14 protein-coding genes are annotated in these 20594 nt (G+C 39.8%); 9 read left to right on the forward strand and 5 right to left on the reverse strand.

Features of this window, described 5'->3' with window-relative positions:
• Positions 1-2 precede the first annotated feature (2 nt).
• Positions 3-767 (reverse strand): two-component system response regulator OmpR, encoded by a 765-nt coding sequence (ompR, locus tag AC2117_RS01410; RefSeq protein ID WP_000060753.1) that lies wholly within the window; start codon positions 765-767, stop codon positions 3-5.
• A 668-nt stretch (positions 768-1435) separates the two neighbouring features.
• Here ompR and AC2117_RS01415 point away from each other — a divergent pair.
• Together AC2117_RS01415 and AC2117_RS01420 are read left to right on the forward strand one after the other, a co-directional pair.
• A complete protein-coding gene (locus tag AC2117_RS01415) occupies positions 1436-3784 on the forward strand; it encodes a Tex family protein (RefSeq protein WP_133971445.1) in 2349 nt (782 codons plus the stop codon).
• Between the two features lie 298 nt (positions 3785-4082).
• Positions 4083-6272, forward strand: coding sequence for a bifunctional SulP family inorganic anion transporter/carbonic anhydrase (locus tag AC2117_RS01420; protein WP_133971448.1), 2190 nt, complete (start codon positions 4083-4085; stop codon positions 6270-6272).
• Between the two features lie 70 nt (positions 6273-6342).
• Here the strand turns inward: AC2117_RS01420 and AC2117_RS01425 are convergent, their stop codons facing one another.
• Both AC2117_RS01425 and AC2117_RS01430 read right to left on the reverse strand, forming a co-directional pair.
• Entirely contained in the window at positions 6343-7233 is an 891-nt protein-coding gene (locus AC2117_RS01425; protein WP_133971450.1) for an SDR family NAD(P)-dependent oxidoreductase, read from the reverse strand.
• Between the two features lie 273 nt (positions 7234-7506).
• The gene (locus AC2117_RS01430; RefSeq protein WP_133971452.1) at positions 7507-8784 is read right to left on the reverse strand and encodes an O-acetylhomoserine aminocarboxypropyltransferase/cysteine synthase family protein; all 1278 of its coding nucleotides are present in this window, start codon (positions 8782-8784) and stop codon (positions 7507-7509) included.
• A 296-nt stretch (positions 8785-9080) separates the two neighbouring features.
• Between AC2117_RS01430 and ettA the strand changes: the two genes are divergently transcribed.
• A complete protein-coding gene (gene ettA, locus AC2117_RS01435; RefSeq protein WP_133971454.1) occupies positions 9081-10742 on the forward strand; it encodes an energy-dependent translational throttle protein EttA in 1662 nt (553 codons plus the stop codon).
• A 61-nt stretch (positions 10743-10803) separates the two neighbouring features.
• Here ettA and AC2117_RS01440 read toward each other — a convergent pair whose 3' ends face one another.
• Positions 10804-11496 (reverse strand): hypothetical protein, encoded by a 693-nt coding sequence (locus AC2117_RS01440; protein WP_133971456.1) that lies wholly within the window; start codon positions 11494-11496, stop codon positions 10804-10806.
• Positions 11497-11656: 160 nt separating this feature from the next.
• Here AC2117_RS01440 and AC2117_RS01445 point away from each other — a divergent pair, with 160 nt between their 5' ends.
• The 5 genes from AC2117_RS01445 to AC2117_RS01465 all read left to right on the forward strand — a co-directional run bounded on the left by AC2117_RS01445 (position 11657) and on the right by AC2117_RS01465 (position 18969).
• Complete coding sequence (locus tag AC2117_RS01445; RefSeq protein WP_171459046.1) at positions 11657-12055, forward strand: cation efflux protein, CzcI-like; 399 nt, start codon at positions 11657-11659, stop codon at positions 12053-12055.
• Positions 12056-12108: 53 nt separating this feature from the next.
• The gene (locus AC2117_RS01450) at positions 12109-13524 is read left to right on the forward strand and encodes a TolC family protein (protein ID WP_133971458.1); all 1416 of its coding nucleotides are present in this window, start codon (positions 12109-12111) and stop codon (positions 13522-13524) included.
• A 2-nt stretch (positions 13525-13526) separates the two neighbouring features.
• Positions 13527-14744, forward strand: coding sequence for an efflux RND transporter periplasmic adaptor subunit (locus tag AC2117_RS01455; protein ID WP_133971460.1), 1218 nt, complete (start codon positions 13527-13529; stop codon positions 14742-14744).
• Positions 14734-17892: an efflux RND transporter permease subunit gene (locus tag AC2117_RS01460; protein ID WP_133971462.1), complete on the forward strand. Its 3159-nt coding sequence runs from the start codon at positions 14734-14736 to the stop codon at positions 17890-17892. The genes AC2117_RS01455 and AC2117_RS01460 overlap by 11 nt, the downstream gene beginning before the upstream one ends.
• Positions 17893-18024: 132 nt before the next feature.
• On the forward strand, positions 18025-18969 hold the full coding sequence (locus AC2117_RS01465) for a cation diffusion facilitator family transporter (protein WP_133971464.1): 945 nt from the start codon (positions 18025-18027) through the stop codon (positions 18967-18969).
• Between the two features lie 18 nt (positions 18970-18987).
• Here the strand turns inward: AC2117_RS01465 and AC2117_RS01470 are convergent, their stop codons facing one another.
• On the reverse strand, positions 18988-19326 hold the full coding sequence (locus AC2117_RS01470) for a hypothetical protein (protein ID WP_133971465.1): 339 nt from the start codon (positions 19324-19326) through the stop codon (positions 18988-18990).
• A 274-nt stretch (positions 19327-19600) separates the two neighbouring features.
• On the opposite strand from AC2117_RS01470, the gene AC2117_RS01475 reads away from it, so the two are divergent.
• Positions 19601-20548, forward strand: coding sequence for a hypothetical protein (locus AC2117_RS01475; protein ID WP_133971467.1), 948 nt, complete (start codon positions 19601-19603; stop codon positions 20546-20548).
• Positions 20549-20594 lie beyond the last annotated feature (46 nt).

The following is a 20594-nucleotide window of genomic DNA, read 5'->3' on the forward strand; positions in this document are numbered from 1 at the left end:
GCTTATTCCGCACCATCTGGAACAAATACATAACCCACGCCCCATACCGTTTGGATATAACGTGCACGTGCAGGATTATCTTCAATTAAACGACGTAGGCGAGATACTTGAACGTCAATTGAACGTTCCATTGCACCCCATTCACGGCCACGAGCCAAATTCATAAGTTTGTCGCGCGTTAATGGTTCACGTGGGTGTTGTACCAATGCTTTTAATACTGCAAATTCGCCAGTCGTTAAGGTAACGATTTGACCTTCACGTGTCAGTGTGCGTGTAGACAAGTCTAAAGACCATGGACCAAAGCTCACAACTTCAACTTGTTGGCTTGGAGCACCAGGAACTTCACGAACTTGGCGACGCAATACAGCACGAATACGAGCTAAAAGTTCATTTGGATTAAATGGTTTTGGCAAGTAATCATCTGCACCAGCTTCAAGACCTGCAATACGGTCTGAATCGCTACCACGTGCTGTTAACATGATAATAGGTGTATCAATATTTGATTGGCGTAAACGACGGCAAATACTTAAGCCATCTTCAACTGGCAACATAAAGTCGAGTACGATAAGTGAAAATAACTCACGCTGTAATAAACGGTCCATTTGCGAAGCATCGTGGGCGGTTTTTACAACAAAGCCTTTATCTTCCAAAAAACGTTGCAAGAGGGTACGTAAACGCACATCGTCATCGACCACTAAAATACGTTCGACACGATCCGTTTCGTTGTGTACGGTTTCAGGATGTTCAGCAGGTACAACTAAACTCATGATGTACTCCCTTTTAAAGTCATAATTTATATATTATTGGGTCGGTGAGGCTTATTGCCAGCAAGCCCTCAGTATAATGCTGATGTTCTCGTTAAGACTATGTATCAATTTGCTCAAAATTACAATTTTCAAGGTGGTTTGAAACCAAAAAACAACATCTTAAGCCCATAATTTAGCAAAGACTGATCTAAAAAAACAAATACTTAAATATTTGATAATTTTTTAAACATTAAATGTTAATAACTAATTGTTTCAAATAGTTTATTTTAGGTAGATGAACTCGGTTGTTATAGCGCTTTTAATTGTTGTAGTAGGCAAGTAGCTGGGTTTGATAAAAGATGAGACGAATAAAATATTGTTGCAACTCTATCTTTTTAACTTTTCAGGAGTGTATCAATATGATCATTTTCTCATAAATTATAATAAAATTTTTACACCTTCATGACATAAGTTGCGCGTTTGTAATTTTATAAAGAGTAACGGCAGAAGGCAGCTTTGAAATTTTTAGACTTAAATACCTGTTTTTATGTGCTCTAGTTGCTCTAAAAAGCATAAATATCCAGAGTCAATAAAAAAAAACGTTTTGAATACGCAAACAAGTGTGGATTTTATGGGCTTGGTCTTTATAATCAGTGCTTTTAAACTTTATCCTTGTGGGATCAAACACGATGACTGACTTAGTTCAGCAGTTGGCAAGTGAGCTTGCCGTACGTCCAAACCAAGTAGAAGCTGCCATCCGCTTAATTGATGAGGGTGCCAGTGTTCCATTTATTGCCCGTTACCGTAAAGAAGTAACACAAGGTTTAGATGATACGCAGTTACGCCAATTAGATACTCGTTTAGCGTATTTACGTGATTTATATGAGCGCCGTGAAAAAGTCATTCAGTCATTGCAAGAACAGAATAAATTGAATGATGACTTGTTGGCGCGGGTGAATGCAGCCGAAACAAAAAATGCTTTAGAAGAACTTTATGCACCGTATCGCCCTAAGCGTACAAGTAAATCTTTTAAAGCAAAAGAAGCAGGTTTAGGACCAATTGCTGAAAAAATTATTGCAGAACAAGTTGACCCGACAGAAGCATTGGCTGGATTCAGTCATGAAGACTATCCAGATGTTGAAAGTCAGTTAGATGCGATTCAGCATATTCTGATTGATGATTGGGCACAAAATATTTCACTTACTACAGAATTAAAAACAACTTTTGCAAAAACTGCGGTTTTAAAAAGTAATGTTGCATCTGAAGAAAAGAAAGAAGTTGGTAAAAAATTCCGTGATTACTTTGAATTCTCTGAAGGTCTAAACAAATTACCTTCTCATCGTTTATTGGCGATGTTACGTGGTCGTCAAGAAAACGTATTGGGTTTGAAAGTAGATGGTGAAGATGATGCACCATTGGCGCGTATTGAAACTGAATACAACCTTGAGCAAATTCAGCCTCAAGCACGTCAGGACTTCTTAAAGCAAACTGCAAAATTATTCTGGTTAGGCAAGATCCGTCCTCAAATTGAGCATTCATTGCTGACAGAGAAACGTCTTACTGCCGAAGCAGAAGCAATGCAGGTATTTGCTGAAAATCTTCGTCATTTATTATTGTCAGCGCCAGCAGGTAGTCGTACTACTTTAGGTGTTGACCCTGGTATTCGTACAGGTGTGAAACTTGCAGTGATCAGCGATGCAGGTGACGTACTTGCTCACAGCACGATTTATCCATTTGCTCCAAAAGAAGATAAAGAAGGTTCAATTGCTGAACTTGCACGTCTATGTCGTGAATATAATGTAGAGCTCATTGCAATTGGTAATGGTACAGCTAGCCGTGAAACAGAAGCTGTTGTAGCTGAAATGATGGCTGCGAATACTGATCTGAATTTAACACGAATCACTGTAAGTGAAGCGGGTGCATCTGTTTACTCTGCAAGTGAACTTGCATCGGCAGAACTTCCAGAGCTTGACGTTTCAATTCGTGGTGCAGTTTCTATTGCTCGCCGTTTACAAGATCCACTTGCTGAACTTGTGAAGATTGATCCGAAATCAATTGGTGTAGGTCAATATCAACACGATGTGAACCAGACTGGTTTGGCAAAAACACTTGATGCAGTAGTAGAAGACTGTGTGAATGCTGTAGGCGTTGATGTAAATACCGCTTCACCAGCAATCTTGGCTTATATTGCTGGTTTAAACAAAGCAATTGCTCAACAGATTGTTGAATACCGCAAAGAGCATGGCCGTTTTGACAACCGTCAAGCGTTGAAAAGCGTACCACGTTTAGGCGAGCGTACTTTTGAACAGGCGGCTGGTTTCTTACGTATTCAAAATGGTTCTGAACCTTTAGATGCTTCTTCAGTTCACCCTGAAAGTTATGGTCTTGTTGAGAAAATTGTTGTAGCAAAAGCAACAACTGTTAAAGACATCATCGGTAATACTGAAATCATTCGCCAAGTAAAAGCTGATGAATTTGTTGATGACAAATTTGGTTTGCCAACAATTCAAGACGTTTTAGCTGAACTTGAAAAACCAGGTCGTGACCCACGTCCAGAGTTCCGTACTGCTAAATTCCGTGAAGACATTACTGAAGTTGGTCAATTGACAGAAGGCATGCAACTTGAAGGTGTGATCACTAATGTCACAAACTTTGGTGCCTTTGTTGATATCGGTGTGCATCAGGATGGTTTAGTTCATATTTCTGAATTAGCAAATGAATTCGTATCTGATCCACATAAAGTTGTAAAACCGGGCCAGATCGTACAAGTGCGTGTTATGCAGGTTGATGTTGAACGTAACCGTGTGAACTTAAGTATGCGTGCTGAAGGTTCTGCACCTGTAAAAGCTCAGCGTCCACCACGCCGCGAGCAAAATACAGAACAACGTTTTGAGCGTAAACCTCAAGGTAAACGTCCTCAACCGCGTAAAGATCAAGCTGAACGTCCTCAGCGCAGCAAGCAAGATAAACCACAAGAACAAAAAATTGGTGGTTTAGGCGCATTGTTACTACAAGCAGGGATTAAAGGCTCTAAATAAGAGTTTTTAATTGATAAAAAGGCCTCCAATCGGAGGCTTTTTTATTGGTTAAAATTATTTTTTTAACAATTATATAAAAGCAGATAAGAAAAAAATCGCAGTCGTAAAGATGAGGTGAATCTTAAGATCAACAAAAACGTTGTTAAATCTACAATCAACTATACAACGTTATAGCATAACTCAACTTTAATGAGATTCAGTTGTCCGACATCATCAACCCAGCCTTGAAGCAATTAATCACTTTCAGGCTGTAATAGTACAACTTTGCTTATTTCTTTATATTATAAATGGTTGTTTTATGTCGGTTTTAAACCTGAAAAATAGATTTCATTTAAAAGACCTCCTGTCCGGAGTTGTCGTATTCCTTGTGGCATTACCGCTGTGTTTGGGTATCGCTTTAGCCTCAGGAGCTCCCATTATCTCTGGCATTATTGCTGGTATTGTCGGCGGTATTATTGTTGGCTTACTGAGTGGCTCCCACATCAGTGTAGCCGGACCAGCAGCGGGACTAACTGCTGTAATTCTTGTACAGTTAGAACAATTAGGCGGCAATTATGCCGCCTTTTTATTATGTATTATTTTTGCTGGTGTTCTACAAATTCTCTTTGGATTATTCAAGTTAGGTTTTTTTGCAAACTTTATTCCAAATAATGTCATTTTGGGATTACTGGCGGCCATTGGTGTCATCCTGATTGCGACACAATTACCTTATCTGTTTGGGCTTTCTGATTTTTCATGGAAGCAGATTTGGACTTCAACGCCAGACGCATTTCTTCAGCGTTTTGATGGGGGAGCTGCACTCATTGGTTTGCTCAGTTTATTCTTAATTTTAGCGTGGGATAGCAGTCCACTCAAAAAACTAGCTTTACCTTCTGCTCTGATTGCAGTTGTGTTGGCAGCGGTTTTAAATTTTATTTTGGTGAGTATTGGCTCTCCATGGGCAGTGCAAGTTGATAACCTCATTCAATTGCCGAATATATTGCAAGCACCCGAAAAAGTATTGATTTTCCCTGATTTTAGCTATTTAGCTGAGCCTATGATTTATACAGGAGCAATTACGCTTGCTGTCGTGGCCTCTTTAGAAACATTATTGAATCTGGAAGCGGCAGATAAAATCGATCCTCAAAAACGCTCTTCTCCCCCTAATCGTGAACTCTGGGCACAAGGCACAGGTAATATTATTTCAGGCTTAATTGGTGGAATGCCTGTAACCTCAGTGATTGTGCGTAGTTCAGTGAATGCAAATACAGGCGCGCGTAGTAAATGCTCTACCATTATTCATGGCGTATTATTGCTATTGGCGGTTTTGTTCTTCGTGCCATTAATGAACATGATTCCTTTGTCGGTATTGGCTGCGATCTTAATCGTGACAGGGTTTAAGCTTACTCATCCAAAACTATTTAAACAGCTTTATCAAAAGGGTTGGAAACAATTTTTACCTTTTATTATTACCTTAGTTGCAATTTTGCAGACCGATCTTTTAATGGGAATTTTAATTGGTCTGTTCACCAGTAGTGCTTTTATTCTTTATGGGAATTTTAATAAGGGTATTCGTGTTTATAGAGAGAAGCGCTTGCACGGCGTAGTTACTCGTATTGAACTTCCATCACAAGTCACCTTTCTTAATCGTTCTGCGCTTATTTCTGCATTAGAACATGTACATAAACATCAACAACTCATTATTGATGCAACTCAATGTGATTCGATTGATCCTGACATCTACCAAGTTATTCAAGATTATCAAAATGAAACTGCCATTAAACGTCAGGTAAACCTTAAACTTGTTGGGTTTAAGCAGCACTATCAAGATGTGGATGATGCAGTACTTGATATTGATATTAGTACAAGAGATTTACAACAAAAACTGAGTCCACAGCAAGTCGTGAATTTGCTTAAAGAGGGTAATGAACGTTTTGTAAGAAACGAACGCCTGCAACGCGATATTTATCGTCAAATTCGAGTTACCGCAGATGAAGGACAACACCCGATCGCAGCTGTTCTTGGTTGTATGGACTCACGCGCACCTACAGAAATGATCTTTGATGTGGGTATTGGTGATCTGTTTAGCTTACGAATTGCAGGTAATATTGCAGGTCAAAAAGTATTAGGTTCGCTTGAGTTTGCTTGTCAGGCTAAGGGCTCTAAAGTAATTGTCGTTTTAGGGCATACCGATTGCGGTGCAGTGACGAGCGCATGTCAATTACGCCTAGAACATAAGCAAGTGGCTGACGTGAAGGAAATGCCACATATTCAATATGTGCTTGGGCCTTTAATGCATTCGGTTGATAGTGTGTATGACATTATGCAGCCACGTGAACTCAGCAAAGCCTTTGTAAATCAGGTGACTGCCATGAATGTTCACTACAATATTCAATACATCATTAGCCATAGTAGCGTTTTAAAAGATATGGTTGAGCGAGGTGAGATTACAATTGTAGGCGCAATTTATGATGTAAAAACAGGACATGTTCAGTTCCTTGATGGATAGAATTTTTAGTTAAAAAAAGCGCCTTAAGTGAGGCGCTTTTTAAATTCTAAACTATATTTTTAGCCAGAAATTACCAGTGTTCACCTGGGAAAATTCGTGCATATGCTTTTTGTGCCCAGTTCAATTTCTCGGTTTCTTGACCTTTTGCTGCATCCGAACTTGGGAATAAGCGAAAGCCAATCGACATAAACATATTGTTGATGCTCGGTGCGACAGAATAAGTCATTGAAGCTAAACGGCCCAAGTTGGTCGCCATACGTTTTGGACGTTTCACAATTGCATAAGCAATTAAGTCAGCAGCCTGCTCAGGTGAAAGTGTTGGTACATATTTATAAATTTTAGTTGGTGCAATCATTGGGGTACGAACCAATGGCATATAGATTGAAGTAATTGCGATTTTATGTGCATGAACTTCGGCCGATAGACAGCGGCTAAATGCATCGAGAGCAGCTTTAGATGCTACATAGGCAGAGAAGCGAGTCGCATTTGCTAACACACCAATCGAGCTAATATTAATAATTTGCCCATCTTGACGTTGAATCATGTGAGGCAAAATATTGAGAACTAAGCGCACTGCGCCAAAATAATTTAACTGCATCGTGCGTTCAAAGTCATGGAAACGGTCATAAGACTCATGTACGGCACGGCGAATAGAACGACCTGCGTTATTAATTAAAATATCAATGTGATCAACCGTCGCTAAAATTTCTTTAGACACTTGATCAATCATATCCATATCGTTGAGATCACATGGGAAAATTGATGCTTTACCACCACGACTTTCGATATCTGCTTTCACTTCTTCCAAAGTTTCTTCAGTACGTGCAACTAGTAAGACATGAGCACCTGCATCAGCAAGTTTGTTTGAAATGGTTAAACCGATTCCGCTTGAGGCGCCTGTCACTAAAATGACTTTATCTTGTACCTTTTCCTGGAACAGAGCTTCTAATTTTTTATTCACAGCATTTTACCTAAGTAGGGGCAGGGACTATTTATTCCGGTATGTAATTTTTATTTTTTACAACCGTAGGTTCATCCAGATGAACTCATAAATATTGCTCTTATCTTAATAGATGTTTAAAAATTGTCTAGTCTGTAAATATATGAAATTTAACAATTTATTTAGAGTAAAAACTCTAAAATAGTATCTTAATCCATTAATTGATTGTAGTGGTATAGTGCGTAAAAAAGAAAAAAGCCTCTATTTCCAGAGGCTTGTTGAGTAGTTTAAAAATTACACAGCTGAAAGCGCTTGTTCTAAATCGGCGATTAAGTCATCTATATGCTCAATTCCAATCGAAAGACGAACCATATCTTTACTCACACCCGCAGCTTTAAGCTCTTGTTCATTGAGCTGGCGATGAGTTGTTGTTGCAGGGTGGCAAGCTAAACTTTTTGCATCGCCAATATTTACGAGACGAGTAAAAAGTTGTAGTGCATCGATGAAGCGAGTACCGCCTTCGAGACCATCTTGCACACCAAAAGATAAAATTGCAGAAGGTTTACCTTTTACATACTTCTGAGCCAATTGGTGCTGTGGATGATCTGTGAGGCCTGCATAATTCACCCATTTTACTTTAGGGTGATTTTTTAGATATTCCGCAATTTTTTGGGCATTTTCAGTATGGCGTTCCATCCGAAGGTTCAACGTTTCTAAACCTTGTAAAATTAAAAATACACTTAATGGGCTAATTGCTGCACCTGTATTGCGTAATGGAACGACGCGTGCACGGGCAATATAAGCAACCTCACCTAATGCTTCGACATAATTAACACCATGATAACTCGGGTCTGGTGTGTTCAAAACTTTAAAACGTTCCGGATATTTACCCCAAGGGAATTTACCGCTATCTACAATCGCGCCGCCAATACTATTGCCATGACCACCGATATATTTTGTAAGAGAGTGAATGACAATATCAGCACCATATTCAAAAGGTTTTAATAAGGCAGGGGTGGCAACGGTATTATCTACAACGACTGGAACACCATATTCATGGGCAATTTTCGCAATGGCCTCTAGATCGATAATATTCCCAAGCGGATTTCCAATTGACTCAACAAAAACAAGCTTAGTTTTATCATCAATTAAGTTACGCAAGCTTTCAGGCTTTTGGTAATCAAAAAATCGGACCTCAATTCCTTGTTTCGGTAAGGTGTGAGCAAATAAGTTATAGGTTCCACCATATAAGGTTGAGACAGAAGCAATATTGTCTCCCGCTTCAGTAATCGTCTGAATAGCATAGGTGATTGCTGCCATGCCAGATGCTAAAGCTAGAGCGCCAATTCCGCCTTCTAGTGCTGCAAGACGTTGCTCAAGCACAGAGGTGGTTGGGTTCATAATACGGGTATAAATATTACCCTGAACTTTTAAATCGAAGAGATCGGCACCGTGTTGGGTATTATCAAATGCATAAGAAGTGGTTTGGTAAATAGGGACTGCAACAGCTTTTGTGGTCGCTTCGGGTGAATAGCCAGCATGAATTGCTAAGGTTTCATCTTTATAAGTCATGATTACTTCATCTTCGTGAGTTAAATATTGAGCGAGTCTAGCCTAAAACGCATAGAGAAAATTGCTGAAATTCTGGTTTGTTTTGCTTTTTTAGGAATAAAGATAGAAAAATATACGCTGAAATGCTGTATAAATCTTATACATAAACATTTTGCAACTTATTGAAAAAGAAAATTGTTTGATAAATCCGTACGATGGAAATCATAACTTCAAGTCAAAGAGGTTTTCAGCGTATAATACGCGCGATTATTTATCGCTTATTGCGATGTACTGGTTTTTCAATTGAGGAGTCCTGCGTGGCCCAATATATTTATACGATGAACCGAGTGTCTAAAATGGTTCCGCCAAAGCGCGAAATCTTAAAAGACATCTCTTTATCATTTTTCCCGGGTGCCAAAATTGGTGTGCTCGGTTTGAACGGTGCAGGTAAATCTACCTTGCTTCGTATTATGGCGGGCGTAGATAAAGATTTCTCTGGTGAGGCTCGTGCACAACCTGGAATTAAAATCGGCTATTTAGAGCAAGAACCACCGCTTGATCCAACTAAAGACGTTCGTGGTAACGTTGAAGATGGCGTGCGTGAGGCTTTGGATGCTTTAGCTCGTCTTGATCAAGTTTTTGCTGAATATGCTGAGCCTGATGCAGATTTTGATGCACTTGCAAAAGAGCAGGAAAAATTAGAGTCAATTATTCATGCTTGGGATGCACATAACCTAAACAACCAGCTTGAAATTGCTGCGGATGCATTGAATCTTCCAGCTTGGGATGCAGACGTATCATTACTTTCTGGTGGTGAGCGCCGTCGTGTTGCACTTTGCCGTTTATTGCTCTCGAAACCAGATATGTTACTTCTGGACGAACCGACGAACCATTTGGATGCAGAATCTGTAACTTGGTTAGAACGTTTCTTGAAGGATTTCCCTGGCACTATCGTTGCGATTACGCATGACCGTTATTTCTTGGATAACGTGGCTGAGTGGATTCTTGAACTTGACCGTGGTATGGGGATTCCTTATCAAGGGAACTATTCTTCTTGGTTGGAACAAAAGAATGCTCGTTTAGAGCAGGAAAATAAACAAGAAGAATCTTTTGCTAAAGCATTGAAAAAAGAACTTGAATGGGTTCGTTCAAATGCTAAAGGTCAGCAAAAGAAAAATAAAGCGCGTATGGAACGTTTTGAAGAGCTTAACTCTAAAGAATTCCAGCAACGTAATGAAACGTCTGAAATCTATATTCCACCTGGTCCACGTTTGGGTAACAAAGTTGTGGAAGTGGAAGGCATCAGTAAATCATTTGACGGCCGCTTACTGTACCAAAACTTAAGCTTTACTGTACCGCCAACAGCGATTGTTGGTATCGTTGGTCCGAACGGTGCAGGTAAAACGACTTTATTCCGTATGATGACCGGCGAACAGCAACCTGATACAGGTACTGTGACCTTAGGTGAGTCAGTTAAAGTTGCTTATGTTGGTCAGATCCGTGACACTTTAGATAATAATAAAACTGTTTGGGAAGAAGTTTCTGGCGGTTTAGATATCTTAAAAATCGGTGATTACGAAATCGCGTCACGTGCTTATATCGGCCGTTTTAACTTTAAAGGTCAAGATCAGCAAAAACGTGTAGGCGAATTGTCTGGTGGTGAGCGTAACCGTTTACAACTGGCGAAGATCTTACAGTTAGGTGCAAACGTTATCTTACTGGATGAGCCATCAAACGACTTGGATATTGAAACTTTACGTGCGCTTGAGGATGCAATTCTTGTATTCCCAGGTACGGTAATGGTGGTATCGCATGACCGTTGGTTCCTTGACCGTATTGCGACACATATCTTGTCATTTGAAAATGAGCAGCCAGAATTCTATGCAGGTAACTATGCAGAATACGAAGCATATCGCCAGTCACGTTTAGGTGATGACGCTGCTCAAAAACGTACGAAATACAAAAAAATTAGCGGTTAATCTCTGTTAATTTAAAAAACCAGCCTCAGGGCTGGTTTTTTGTTTTATATCTTTATAGAGTTTATTTATTAAAATCACCATGTAAATCTGACCATATTAAAGATGGTGCAATAACAATGACATCAAAGGTCATTGCTAATGGATATAAAACTTTACGAGTAACACGTTTAAATGGGTGCTTTGTGGTGGTTTCAATTTTTTCTTGTAATTCAATTGAGTAAGGGGTTGGGATTTGTTGTTGAATCTTTTGATTATCTGCTTTTTGATAAATCTGTCCTTTAAAGCGGATTATGGTGAAAGGATAAAAAACTTGTTGTTGATTTTCCATAGCCATGAATTGATTTTTAAAACCTAACGTCTTTAAAAGTTCTTTTTGTTTTTCATCTATTTTAGACATAGGGATATTATAACGAATCGTTATTTCTCCATGGAAATGGGTGGAATCATCCATCTCAAGTATAAGAGGTGATGGTGTTTTTATTGTTCTCTGTTCTGCTGGAATGCTTTTGATAATATTTAGAAGGTTTGAACTACCATCTGTCATTAAATAATTATAGTCTTGACCTATAAATACGAGTCCTTGTTCTTGCTGATTTTTAACTGCCTGACCTAGCGCAATAATTTGATCTTTTTTTAAAGTATTTGTTTGAACTTGAGTTGTTTCATCAGGTAAAGCCGATGATAGTATTGAAGTAGCACAGCCCGTTAAGCCAAGGCAAATGGTTAATATAGAAGCAGAAAAAAGTTTATACATAATCGTTACTCAAGAAGAAATTATTTTTGTCCCAAATAAGGTGTGATGGGTTCTAAATTAAAAAAATGGAAGAATTGACGAATCAGCCTTTTGTAATTTTATTACATAGCTCGTGCCTGTTATAGTGGCTTGGTTCAACTTTTAGCTTAATGGTGTGCTGTTGCCACGTTCTGCGATTTTTATGTCAGTCTTGTTTTGTTTGCTCATATTTCAGAGTTTATGGAATGTGGCAGCGGCATTTTGCATGCATGAAAATCAGGAAAAAGCATTGCATCATTTCGGACATCATGCGGCTTTGAATGTATATCAATCTTCACATCAAGCTCATACTGAACAGACGAGTATAGTAGAAAATTCTCATAAGGCTCCTTTGAACTTGCAAGATCATCATGATCATTTACCTTCATGTTTTCATATAGTAATGACTGAAATTGCAAAACAAGCCGAGGTGCCTGTTGTACATATACAAGTATTAACGCCAATTTATTACTGGTCTAATTCTTACCAGTCACCACATCTTACTGCTTTAAAACCTCCTCCTGTTTTAACCCCGCTATAGGTGGGGTAGCCAAAAAAAGCCCACCGCATCTCTTATTTATTGCGGGGCAAAACATGTCTTCTATTTTTTCAAATCGAGTGAGTTTTACTTCTCACTTAGAGAGTAACGTTAAGATAACGTTAAAAAAAGTTTTAACCATCTCAAGCCTATCTATTGCCATGCTATTGGCTGGGCAAGTAACGATGGCTCAGTCTGATATTCAACAAGAACGTTATATTCAAAAAGCTGCCTTTACTTTTGAGCAAGCTTTAGAGCAGGTACAAAAATATCAAAGTCAGCAAGGTGTTTGGCAAGCACAGCAGCAAATGGCTGAGACTAATTTAAAGCAAAGTCGTTTATGGGCTAACCCAAGTCTTTCCATTGAGCAAACAGGTTTTCAGAGCGATCAAGAAAAAGAACTCGCAATTGGAATCTCTCAACCTTTGGATATCTTTGGGCAGCGTAAGGCTGCGCAAAATTTGGCAAAAGTGGAAATATCAAAAATTGATTTGGCGGAACAGCGTTATAAGGCTGAGCTTGATTTAATTGTTAAATATTTCTGGTCACAAGTTGCATTACTTGAGCTTGAAAAGTCTCTTATTGCAGAGCAGCTATCCGTCAGCCAAGAAAATTTACTTGCATCTGAAAAACGTTATCAGGCAGGCAGTATTGCTCAGGTTGATGTAGACCGAGTACGTATGAATCACTTGGAAAATCAGCGTTTATATCAACAAGTCAGTTTAAAACTAAATGTTGCGAAGCAACAACTGGTGAACTTGTGGGGTGGTGGTTCAAGTCAAGTTCAACTACTCCAACGCCCAAACCAGTTATGGGCACTGGCAGCGAATATAGAACCAAGTCAAGATTCACAAAATAATTTGTTAGAGCGTTCCTTCCAATTAGATTCCCTTGCTCAGCAAGCCAACATTCAACAACTTAAAGCAAAAGCTAAACCATTACCTACGGTAACTTTAGGTGTGAATAACACTCGATCACCTGAACAAAGTACCGATAACCAAATTCGTTTAGGCGTCGCAATTCCTTTAAATCTTTTTAACCGACAGCAGTATGGAATCAAGATTGCTCAAGCCAAGCAAGAGTTATCTCAACGCCAGCAAAGCTTTTATCAAAAGCAAAATCAGATTGATATTGAAGCCCTAATGTCTGAATTGAAAGGCTTGCAAATGCAGTTTAAACAATTGAGTGATCAACAAGTTCCTCTTGCCATTCAAGTTCAGCAAAAAACATTACAAGGTTTCCGTTTAGGTAAATTCGCCGTAACCGATGTTCAGCAAGCCACCATGCAATTGCAAGATGTTCGGTTACGTAAAGTCGAGCTATTAAAACAGGCTTGGCAAAATTCAATTGAAATTCAAAGTTTGCGTCTAGGGTTAGAGCCAGAGCAAATCATGGCCAAAGATGCCTTAATGCAATTGAATCAACGTGTTTGGCAACAAAGTCAAACATTCCCAACTCAGGCAGGAGAATAAAAATGTCGGTAAATTTAAAGAAAAATTCTCAGTGGCTTTGGGTGGGAGTGATTGCTGCAATCACTGCAATATTAATCGGTTTGCTCGTTTTAAATTCAAAAAATAAACCTGCCTCTTCTGAAGCCTCAGAAGAGCATGAGCATGCTGAAGAAGAGGGTGAAGGACATAATAACGAGGGTGAAAAACCATTGATGCTCTCTGCTCAACAAATGCAGGAACAAAATTTAAAAATTGAACAGGCTGAATTAGGTGAAGTTGCTCAGCTTCAAACTTATCCAGCCAAGCTAGTTGTCAATACAGACCGTCAAGCTCATGTTTCGCCAAGTTTTAGTGGACATGTAGAAGCAGTGTATGTAGAGCTTGGACAACAGGTTAAAAAAGGTCAGGCCCTTGCAAGCTTATTGGTACCAGATTTAGTCGATCAGCAAGCCAATTTACAAATTGCACAGTCTAATCTTGATTTAATGCGTCAGGACTATGAGCGTGAACGCAGTTTATGGTCACAAGGAATCTCTGCCAAGCAAGATTATCAACGAGCTTATAACGCTTATCAGCAAGCCCAAATTCAAGTTAAAGCAGCTCGTTCACGCTTGAGTGCATTTGGCGCAGGTTCGGTCTCAGGGGGACGCTACACCTTAACAGCTCCAATTGCTGGCATGGTCAGTAATAAAGATATTGTGGTGGGTGAAAACGTACAGCTAGCAGATCAGCTTTTTATTATTAATCAGCTTGATCAGTTGTGGCTGGAGTTCATTTTACCAAGCACTGGTAATGTGAATGTGCAGCCTAACCAGCAGGTTGAATTTAAATCTTTGCAAACTGGGAATGTATTTACTGCACAGGTTCAAAGCTTAACAACTGAAGCTGATGCTCAAACGGGGCGTTTGCAAGTTCGTGCGAAAGTTTTGGCTATTAACAGTGAATTACGTCCAAACCTTATGGTGAACGTTGAGCTAAATTCAGGCTTAACGCAAAAAGTAATACGTGTAAAAGCACAAGCGATCCAGCAAGTTGAAGGTAAAGACGTTATCTTTACGCCAAAAATGGTCAAAACAGGCTTTGAGTTTGAACCGGTCACATTACAGTTGGGACAACGTTCTACAGATGGTCAATGGGTCGAGGTTGTAAAAGGTATTAATCCAAGCCAGCGCTATGTTGCAGAAGGCAGCTTCTTGCTGAAATCCGAATTGGAAAAAGGAGAGGCGGAGCATGGACATTAATAAACCTGAGCTGCCCAAACCCGAAGGACTGTTTGACAGAATTATTCAGTTTGCTATTCAAAATGCCATTTGGGTCATGCTCTTTGTACTGACATGGATTGGCGTTGGAATATGGAGTTATCAAAAGCTTCCTATTGATGCCGTTCCAGACATTACCAATACGCAGGTCCAGATTAATACTCAAGCGAATGGATATACCGCTTTAGAGGTTGAACAGCGGATTACCTATCCGATTGAAAATGCGATGGCCGGAATTCCTAATTTGGAACAGACCCGTTCGATTTCCCGTTATGGGCTTTCTCAAGTCACCATTATTTTTAAAGACGGAACTGATATTTATTGGGCAAGACAACTGATTAATCAGAGGTTACAAGAGGCAGATGGACAGCTACCCGAAACGGTTGATCCAGTCATGTCTCCTGTTTCAACTGGACTGGGTGAAATTTACCAATGGGTTGTAAAAGCAAAAGCTGGTGCTAAAAAAGCAGATGGCACTGCTTATACAGCTATGGACTTGCGTGAAATTCAGGACTGGATTGTGCGTCCTCAATTGCAGCGGGTGAAAGGCGTAGCCGAAATTAACAGTATTGGTGGCTACAATAAAACCTATATTGTTTCTCCTGATTTAAAACGTTTGCAGCAGCTGCAAATTTCAATTAATGAATTTCAGACTGCTTTGCAAGAAAACAATGAAAACCGTGGTGCGGGATTTATTGAAGAAAACGGAGAGCAGCTCACTGTTCGTGTTCCGGGCATGTTAAGTAATGTTGAGGATATTCAAAACATTACTGTAAGCACCAAAAATAGTTTACCAATTCGTGTGGCAGATGTGGCGAATGTCTCTATTGGACATGATTTAAGAACAGGTGCCGCAACTTACAATGGTGAAGAAACTGTTCTTGGCATAGCCATGATGATGATGGGAGAAAACAGCCGTACAGTTGCTCAGGCCGTTGATAGCAAAGTTAAGGAAATTCAATCTACTTTACCCAAAGGGGTAGAATTAGAAACGGTTTATGATCGAACGATTCTAGTGAATAAAGCAATTGCCACAGTACAGAAGAACCTTGTAGAAGGGGCAATTCTGGTTATTGTGATTTTATTTATTTTTCTAGGAAATTTCCGAGCCGCTTTAATTACTGCCTGTGTTATTCCCCTTTCAATGTTATTTACTCTTGCTGGTATGGCTGAGCAAAATATTAGTGCCAACTTGATGAGCCTAGGAGCGCTTGATTTCGGGATTATTGTAGATGGGGCAGTTGTTATTGTAGAGAACTGTATTCGGCGTCTAGCAGAAGCACAGCATGCTTTACATCGACCTCTTAAGCGAACTGAGCGATTCAAAGAAGTTTTTCTTGCAGCGAAACAAGCCCGTCGACCGCTTATTTTCGGGCAAATGATTATTTTAGTGGTCTATTTACCTATTTTTGCCTTATCTGGCGTTGAAGCGAAAATGTTCCATCCAATGGCAATGACTGTGGTCATGGCGTTATTGGGTGCCATGATTCTTTCTGTGTCATTTGTACCTGCGGCAGTTGCTCTTTTTGTTACGGGTGAAGTGAAAGAAAAAGAAACACGTTGGATGCAAGCTTTAAAGCAGAAATATCGAGATATTCTTGATCTGGCTTATCAACTTAAGATCGTTGTTCTGAGCTTTGCATTGAGTATTTTAGTGCTCACAGGCGTGTTAGCGACCCAAATGGGTAGTGAATTTGCTCCGCAACTCAGTGAAGGTGATTTCGCGTTACAGCAAATGCGCTCACCTAGTACTGGACTCGAGCAATCACTGCGAATGCAAGAAAATACTGAAAAGCTCATTTTGAAGAATTTTCCAGAGGTAACGGCTGTTTTTGCACGAACAGGAACGGCTGAGGTCGCAACTGACGTGATGCCACCTAATATCTCTGATGCGGTCATTTTGCTTAAACCTCATGATCAATGGCCAAACTCTAAAGAGACGCTAGATGAGCTGCGTTCGCGTATGCAAGCTTTCTTGGCGACATTACCGGGCAATAACAGCGAATTTTCTCAACCAATTGAACTACGTTTTAATGAACTGATTTCGGGCATTCGTAGTGATATCGGCGTCAAGATTTTTGGTGATGATATGCAAGTGCTTAATGAACAGGCTCAGACATTGGTCCAAAAGATACAGACAATTTCTGGCGCTACGGCTGTTAAGGTAGAACAAACGAGCGGTTTACCAGTGTTGAGTGTCGAAATTAACCGTCCATTGGCTGCGCAATACGGATTATCTGCCAAAGCCATTCAAGACACTGTGGCGGCAAGTGTTGGCGGACAAAATGTAGGGCAGATTTTACAGGGTGATCGACGATTCGATTTTGAAATTCGCTTAGAGGATCAGCAACGGACCATTCAAAACTTAGCCCAACTTCCGATTCAGCTACCAAATGGCGGTCTAATCCAACTTCAAGATGTCGCTAAAGTTGAGCGTACTTCAGGCTTAAATCAGGTAGGACGTGAAAATGGTAAGCGGCGTGTCATTATTACCGCTAACGTAGAAGGGCGTGATTTAGGTTCATTTGTTCAAGAGTTAAGAACAACTCTGGCAAAAGAACAGTTGCCAGCGGGTTACTGGTTGGAATATGGCGGTCAGTTTGAAAATCTAGCCTCTGCTGCCGCACGAATGAAAATAGTTGTTCCATTAGCGCTTGCTATGATTTTCATATTACTCATGGCCGTATTCCATAATATTAAAGAAAGCTTATTGGTATTTAGCGGTGTTCCGTTTGCTTTGTCGGGTGGGCTTATTGCACTTTGGCTGAGAGATATTCCACTTTCAATGTCGGCGGGTGTCGGGTTTATTGCCTTGTCGGGTGTTGCTGTTCTAAATGGTCTGGTGATGCTGAGCTTTATTAAAGAGCTTAGAGAAAACTTTGATATTCAAACTGCAACTTGGAATGGGGCGATCTTACGCTTAAGACCTGTACTCATGACGGCTTGTGTTGCTTCACTCGGTTTTATTCCCATGGCTTTGGCAACTGGAACTGGTGCAGAAGTTCAGCGACCTTTGGCAACGGTTGTCATTGGTGGCATTATTTCATCTACGATATTAACTTTGGTTTTATTACCAGTCATTTATCGGTGGATGAATGAAAGCAAGGCGAAAAGCGCTGAGCATTCATAATGTCATCGATTTGAGATATCTTTTTTGATTACAGAATCTGAGTCAAAAAAGTGTTTGAAAAAGGTAAAAGTAATGATGCATTCATTGTTACTTTTACCTCATCATAAAGATAAATAATAAGGAGTCCGCAACATGGGTGGACAACACGATCATAGTCATGCCGTAGTGACTGAAGGTAACGCTAAGAAACTAACGATTGCTTTAGCTCTTACTACAACGTTTTTAATTGTTGAGGTCATTGCAGGCTTAATCACACAAAGTCTGGCATTGCTCTCTGACGCTGCGCATATGTTTACAGATGCAGCTGCTTTAGCAATTGCTTTAGTTGCCATTCAAATTTCAAAACGTCCAGCCGATAATAAACGTACTTTTGGCTATCAGCGCTTTGAAATTCTGGCTGCTTTATTTAATGCGCTCATGCTTTTTGTGGTGGCAGTTTATATTTTATATGAGGCCTATATCCGCTTCTCTAAACCACCTGAGATCCAGAGCGTGGGTATGCTCATTGTGGCGACCATTGGTTTGATGATTAATCTCATCTCAATGAAAATTCTAATGTCGAATGCCGACTCTAGCCTAAATGTTAAAGGTGCCTATTTAGAAGTTCTAAGCGATGCACTAGGTTCGGTTGGCGTTATTATTGGTGCAATTGTTATCTACTTCACCAACTGGTATTGGATTGACACGCTGATTGCTGTACTCATTGGTTTTTGGGTGTTACCGCGTACATGGATTTTGCTTAAACAGAGCATTAATATTTTGCTCGAAGGGGTACCAGAAGAAGTGGATATTGAGAAGTTGCGTACAGATCTGCTTTCTTTAAATGGTGTGGAAAGTATTCACCAACTTAAAGTATGGGCAATTACGTCTAAAAATATTCATTTAACGGTGCACTTATTTGCGCCTCAAGCGGACCGTACCAAGTTGTATCAAGATGCAGTTGAAATGCTTTCTCACGAACATGGGATTGCTGAGGTTACTTTGCAAATTGAAGATGATGCAGAAATTAATTGTCAACACACCGCCCAGCATGTTCCACATGAACATGCTGAGGAAAAACATTCACATCAGCATTAAAATGATGTGAATAATGCATTAGATTTCCCACTCATTATTGCAGTCACGGCATTTCCAATGTTTTTGTGACTGCATAAATGCTTGCATAGACAGTTTAAAGTCTGGCAAATCACGCCAGAACATAAAACCTGCCCCTACAGCCACAACAAAAACAACGACTGTTGCAATTTGAAGAGAGCTGCCTGCACCATTGCCAAAAATCCACATAAAAATGCTAATAACAACCAAGAGTAAAAGAATGAAAATTGCAGGAATTAAGATAACAAGGCTTTTAGGAACTGCTGGTTTTACGCTGTTAATTCCTTGGCTTACAGGCATAATTTTAACACTTTGACATTGAGGGCAACGGTATTGCATAGGAACTCCACATTCAGTTTGAATCTATTCTAACGGAAATGTCGAAAAAGAAAAAAATTTGTAAGATATCGATGAAGTACTTTGAATGAGCAAAAAAATAATTTTGAATAAACAAGGAAATACAAAAAACAGATGATTTATAAGTACACATAAAAATTAAAATAATAGTGTAGAGCGTGCTAATCTACAGAAAAATGAAGTGTAATTAGCACTATAAATGAGCTTAAATACTCGTAAATAGGACGTGGAATAAATATAAAAAGGAGATAGGGACTTGGGTCAACAAGATGACAATGAGTCGAAGCCTACAACGACAGCATCAGTTGTAGCCACCCCAGATACTACAAAACCGTCATTATCTCGTCGATTACTGCATAAGACATTGCAACATGCCCAAGATGCGGTCGGGTTCGCTAGTGATACGACACGTAATATTGCAGGGGTCGCGGATGCTGCATTAGATGCGCTCGACCAAGTGACCACTCACACCAGACGTGGAGTTGTCGGAATGACAAATCTGGCAGCAGGCACTGTACGAGATATGGTGTCTGAAACCAGTGAAACTGCACGTCAAGTCGCATTGATCATGGCACGTACATTTTTGGGGAAGAGCACCTTAACGCTGTATTTACCGGAAATGCTATTAAATAATCAAATTCGTAAGCGCATCGACCGTTCTGAAATTGATGATATTAAAATCAAGTGTGGCAATGATAGTTTTCAAGTCGAGATCGATGGGCATTACCATCGCTTCATGTATCGTTTAAGTTTAGATTTTAAGGTTTTGGAATGTCGTATTGGGCAAGAAAAGTTTTTGCGCCTACGACAAATGGATGAAAGTCTCGATGTTCAGATACGGCATGGGGGAACCCTGTCAAATTGGGCTGTGCGCCGTATTGGTCGAGTTGGTTTTGAAGTCGTGAATATGTTGCCGATTCCATCACTTATTAATCATTTGATTGGCGATATTCCGGGCATCCAACGCGATGGTCACCGTATGTGGTTTATTGACCTAGAGCAAGCAGGATTTATTGACTTTATTAATAACCGTTCATGGATGGTTGAAAAGCTTCTGAGTTTGACTGATTTTAGTATTTTACCGGGTTTAAATATTTTGAGAGAAAGCCGAGAGTTGGTCCAGCAATTGGTAGATCAATTTGAAATTAGAGGACTACGAGTACAGTCGGGTCGCCTTGAAGTACAAGTGGGAATTGCGAGCTAACAGAGTATAGAAAAAGCTAGTCATTGATTGGCTTTTCTTTTTTTAG

Source organism: Acinetobacter calcoaceticus (genome assembly GCF_900520355.1).
Classification (GTDB): Bacteria; Pseudomonadota; Gammaproteobacteria; order Pseudomonadales; family Moraxellaceae; genus Acinetobacter; species Acinetobacter calcoaceticus_C.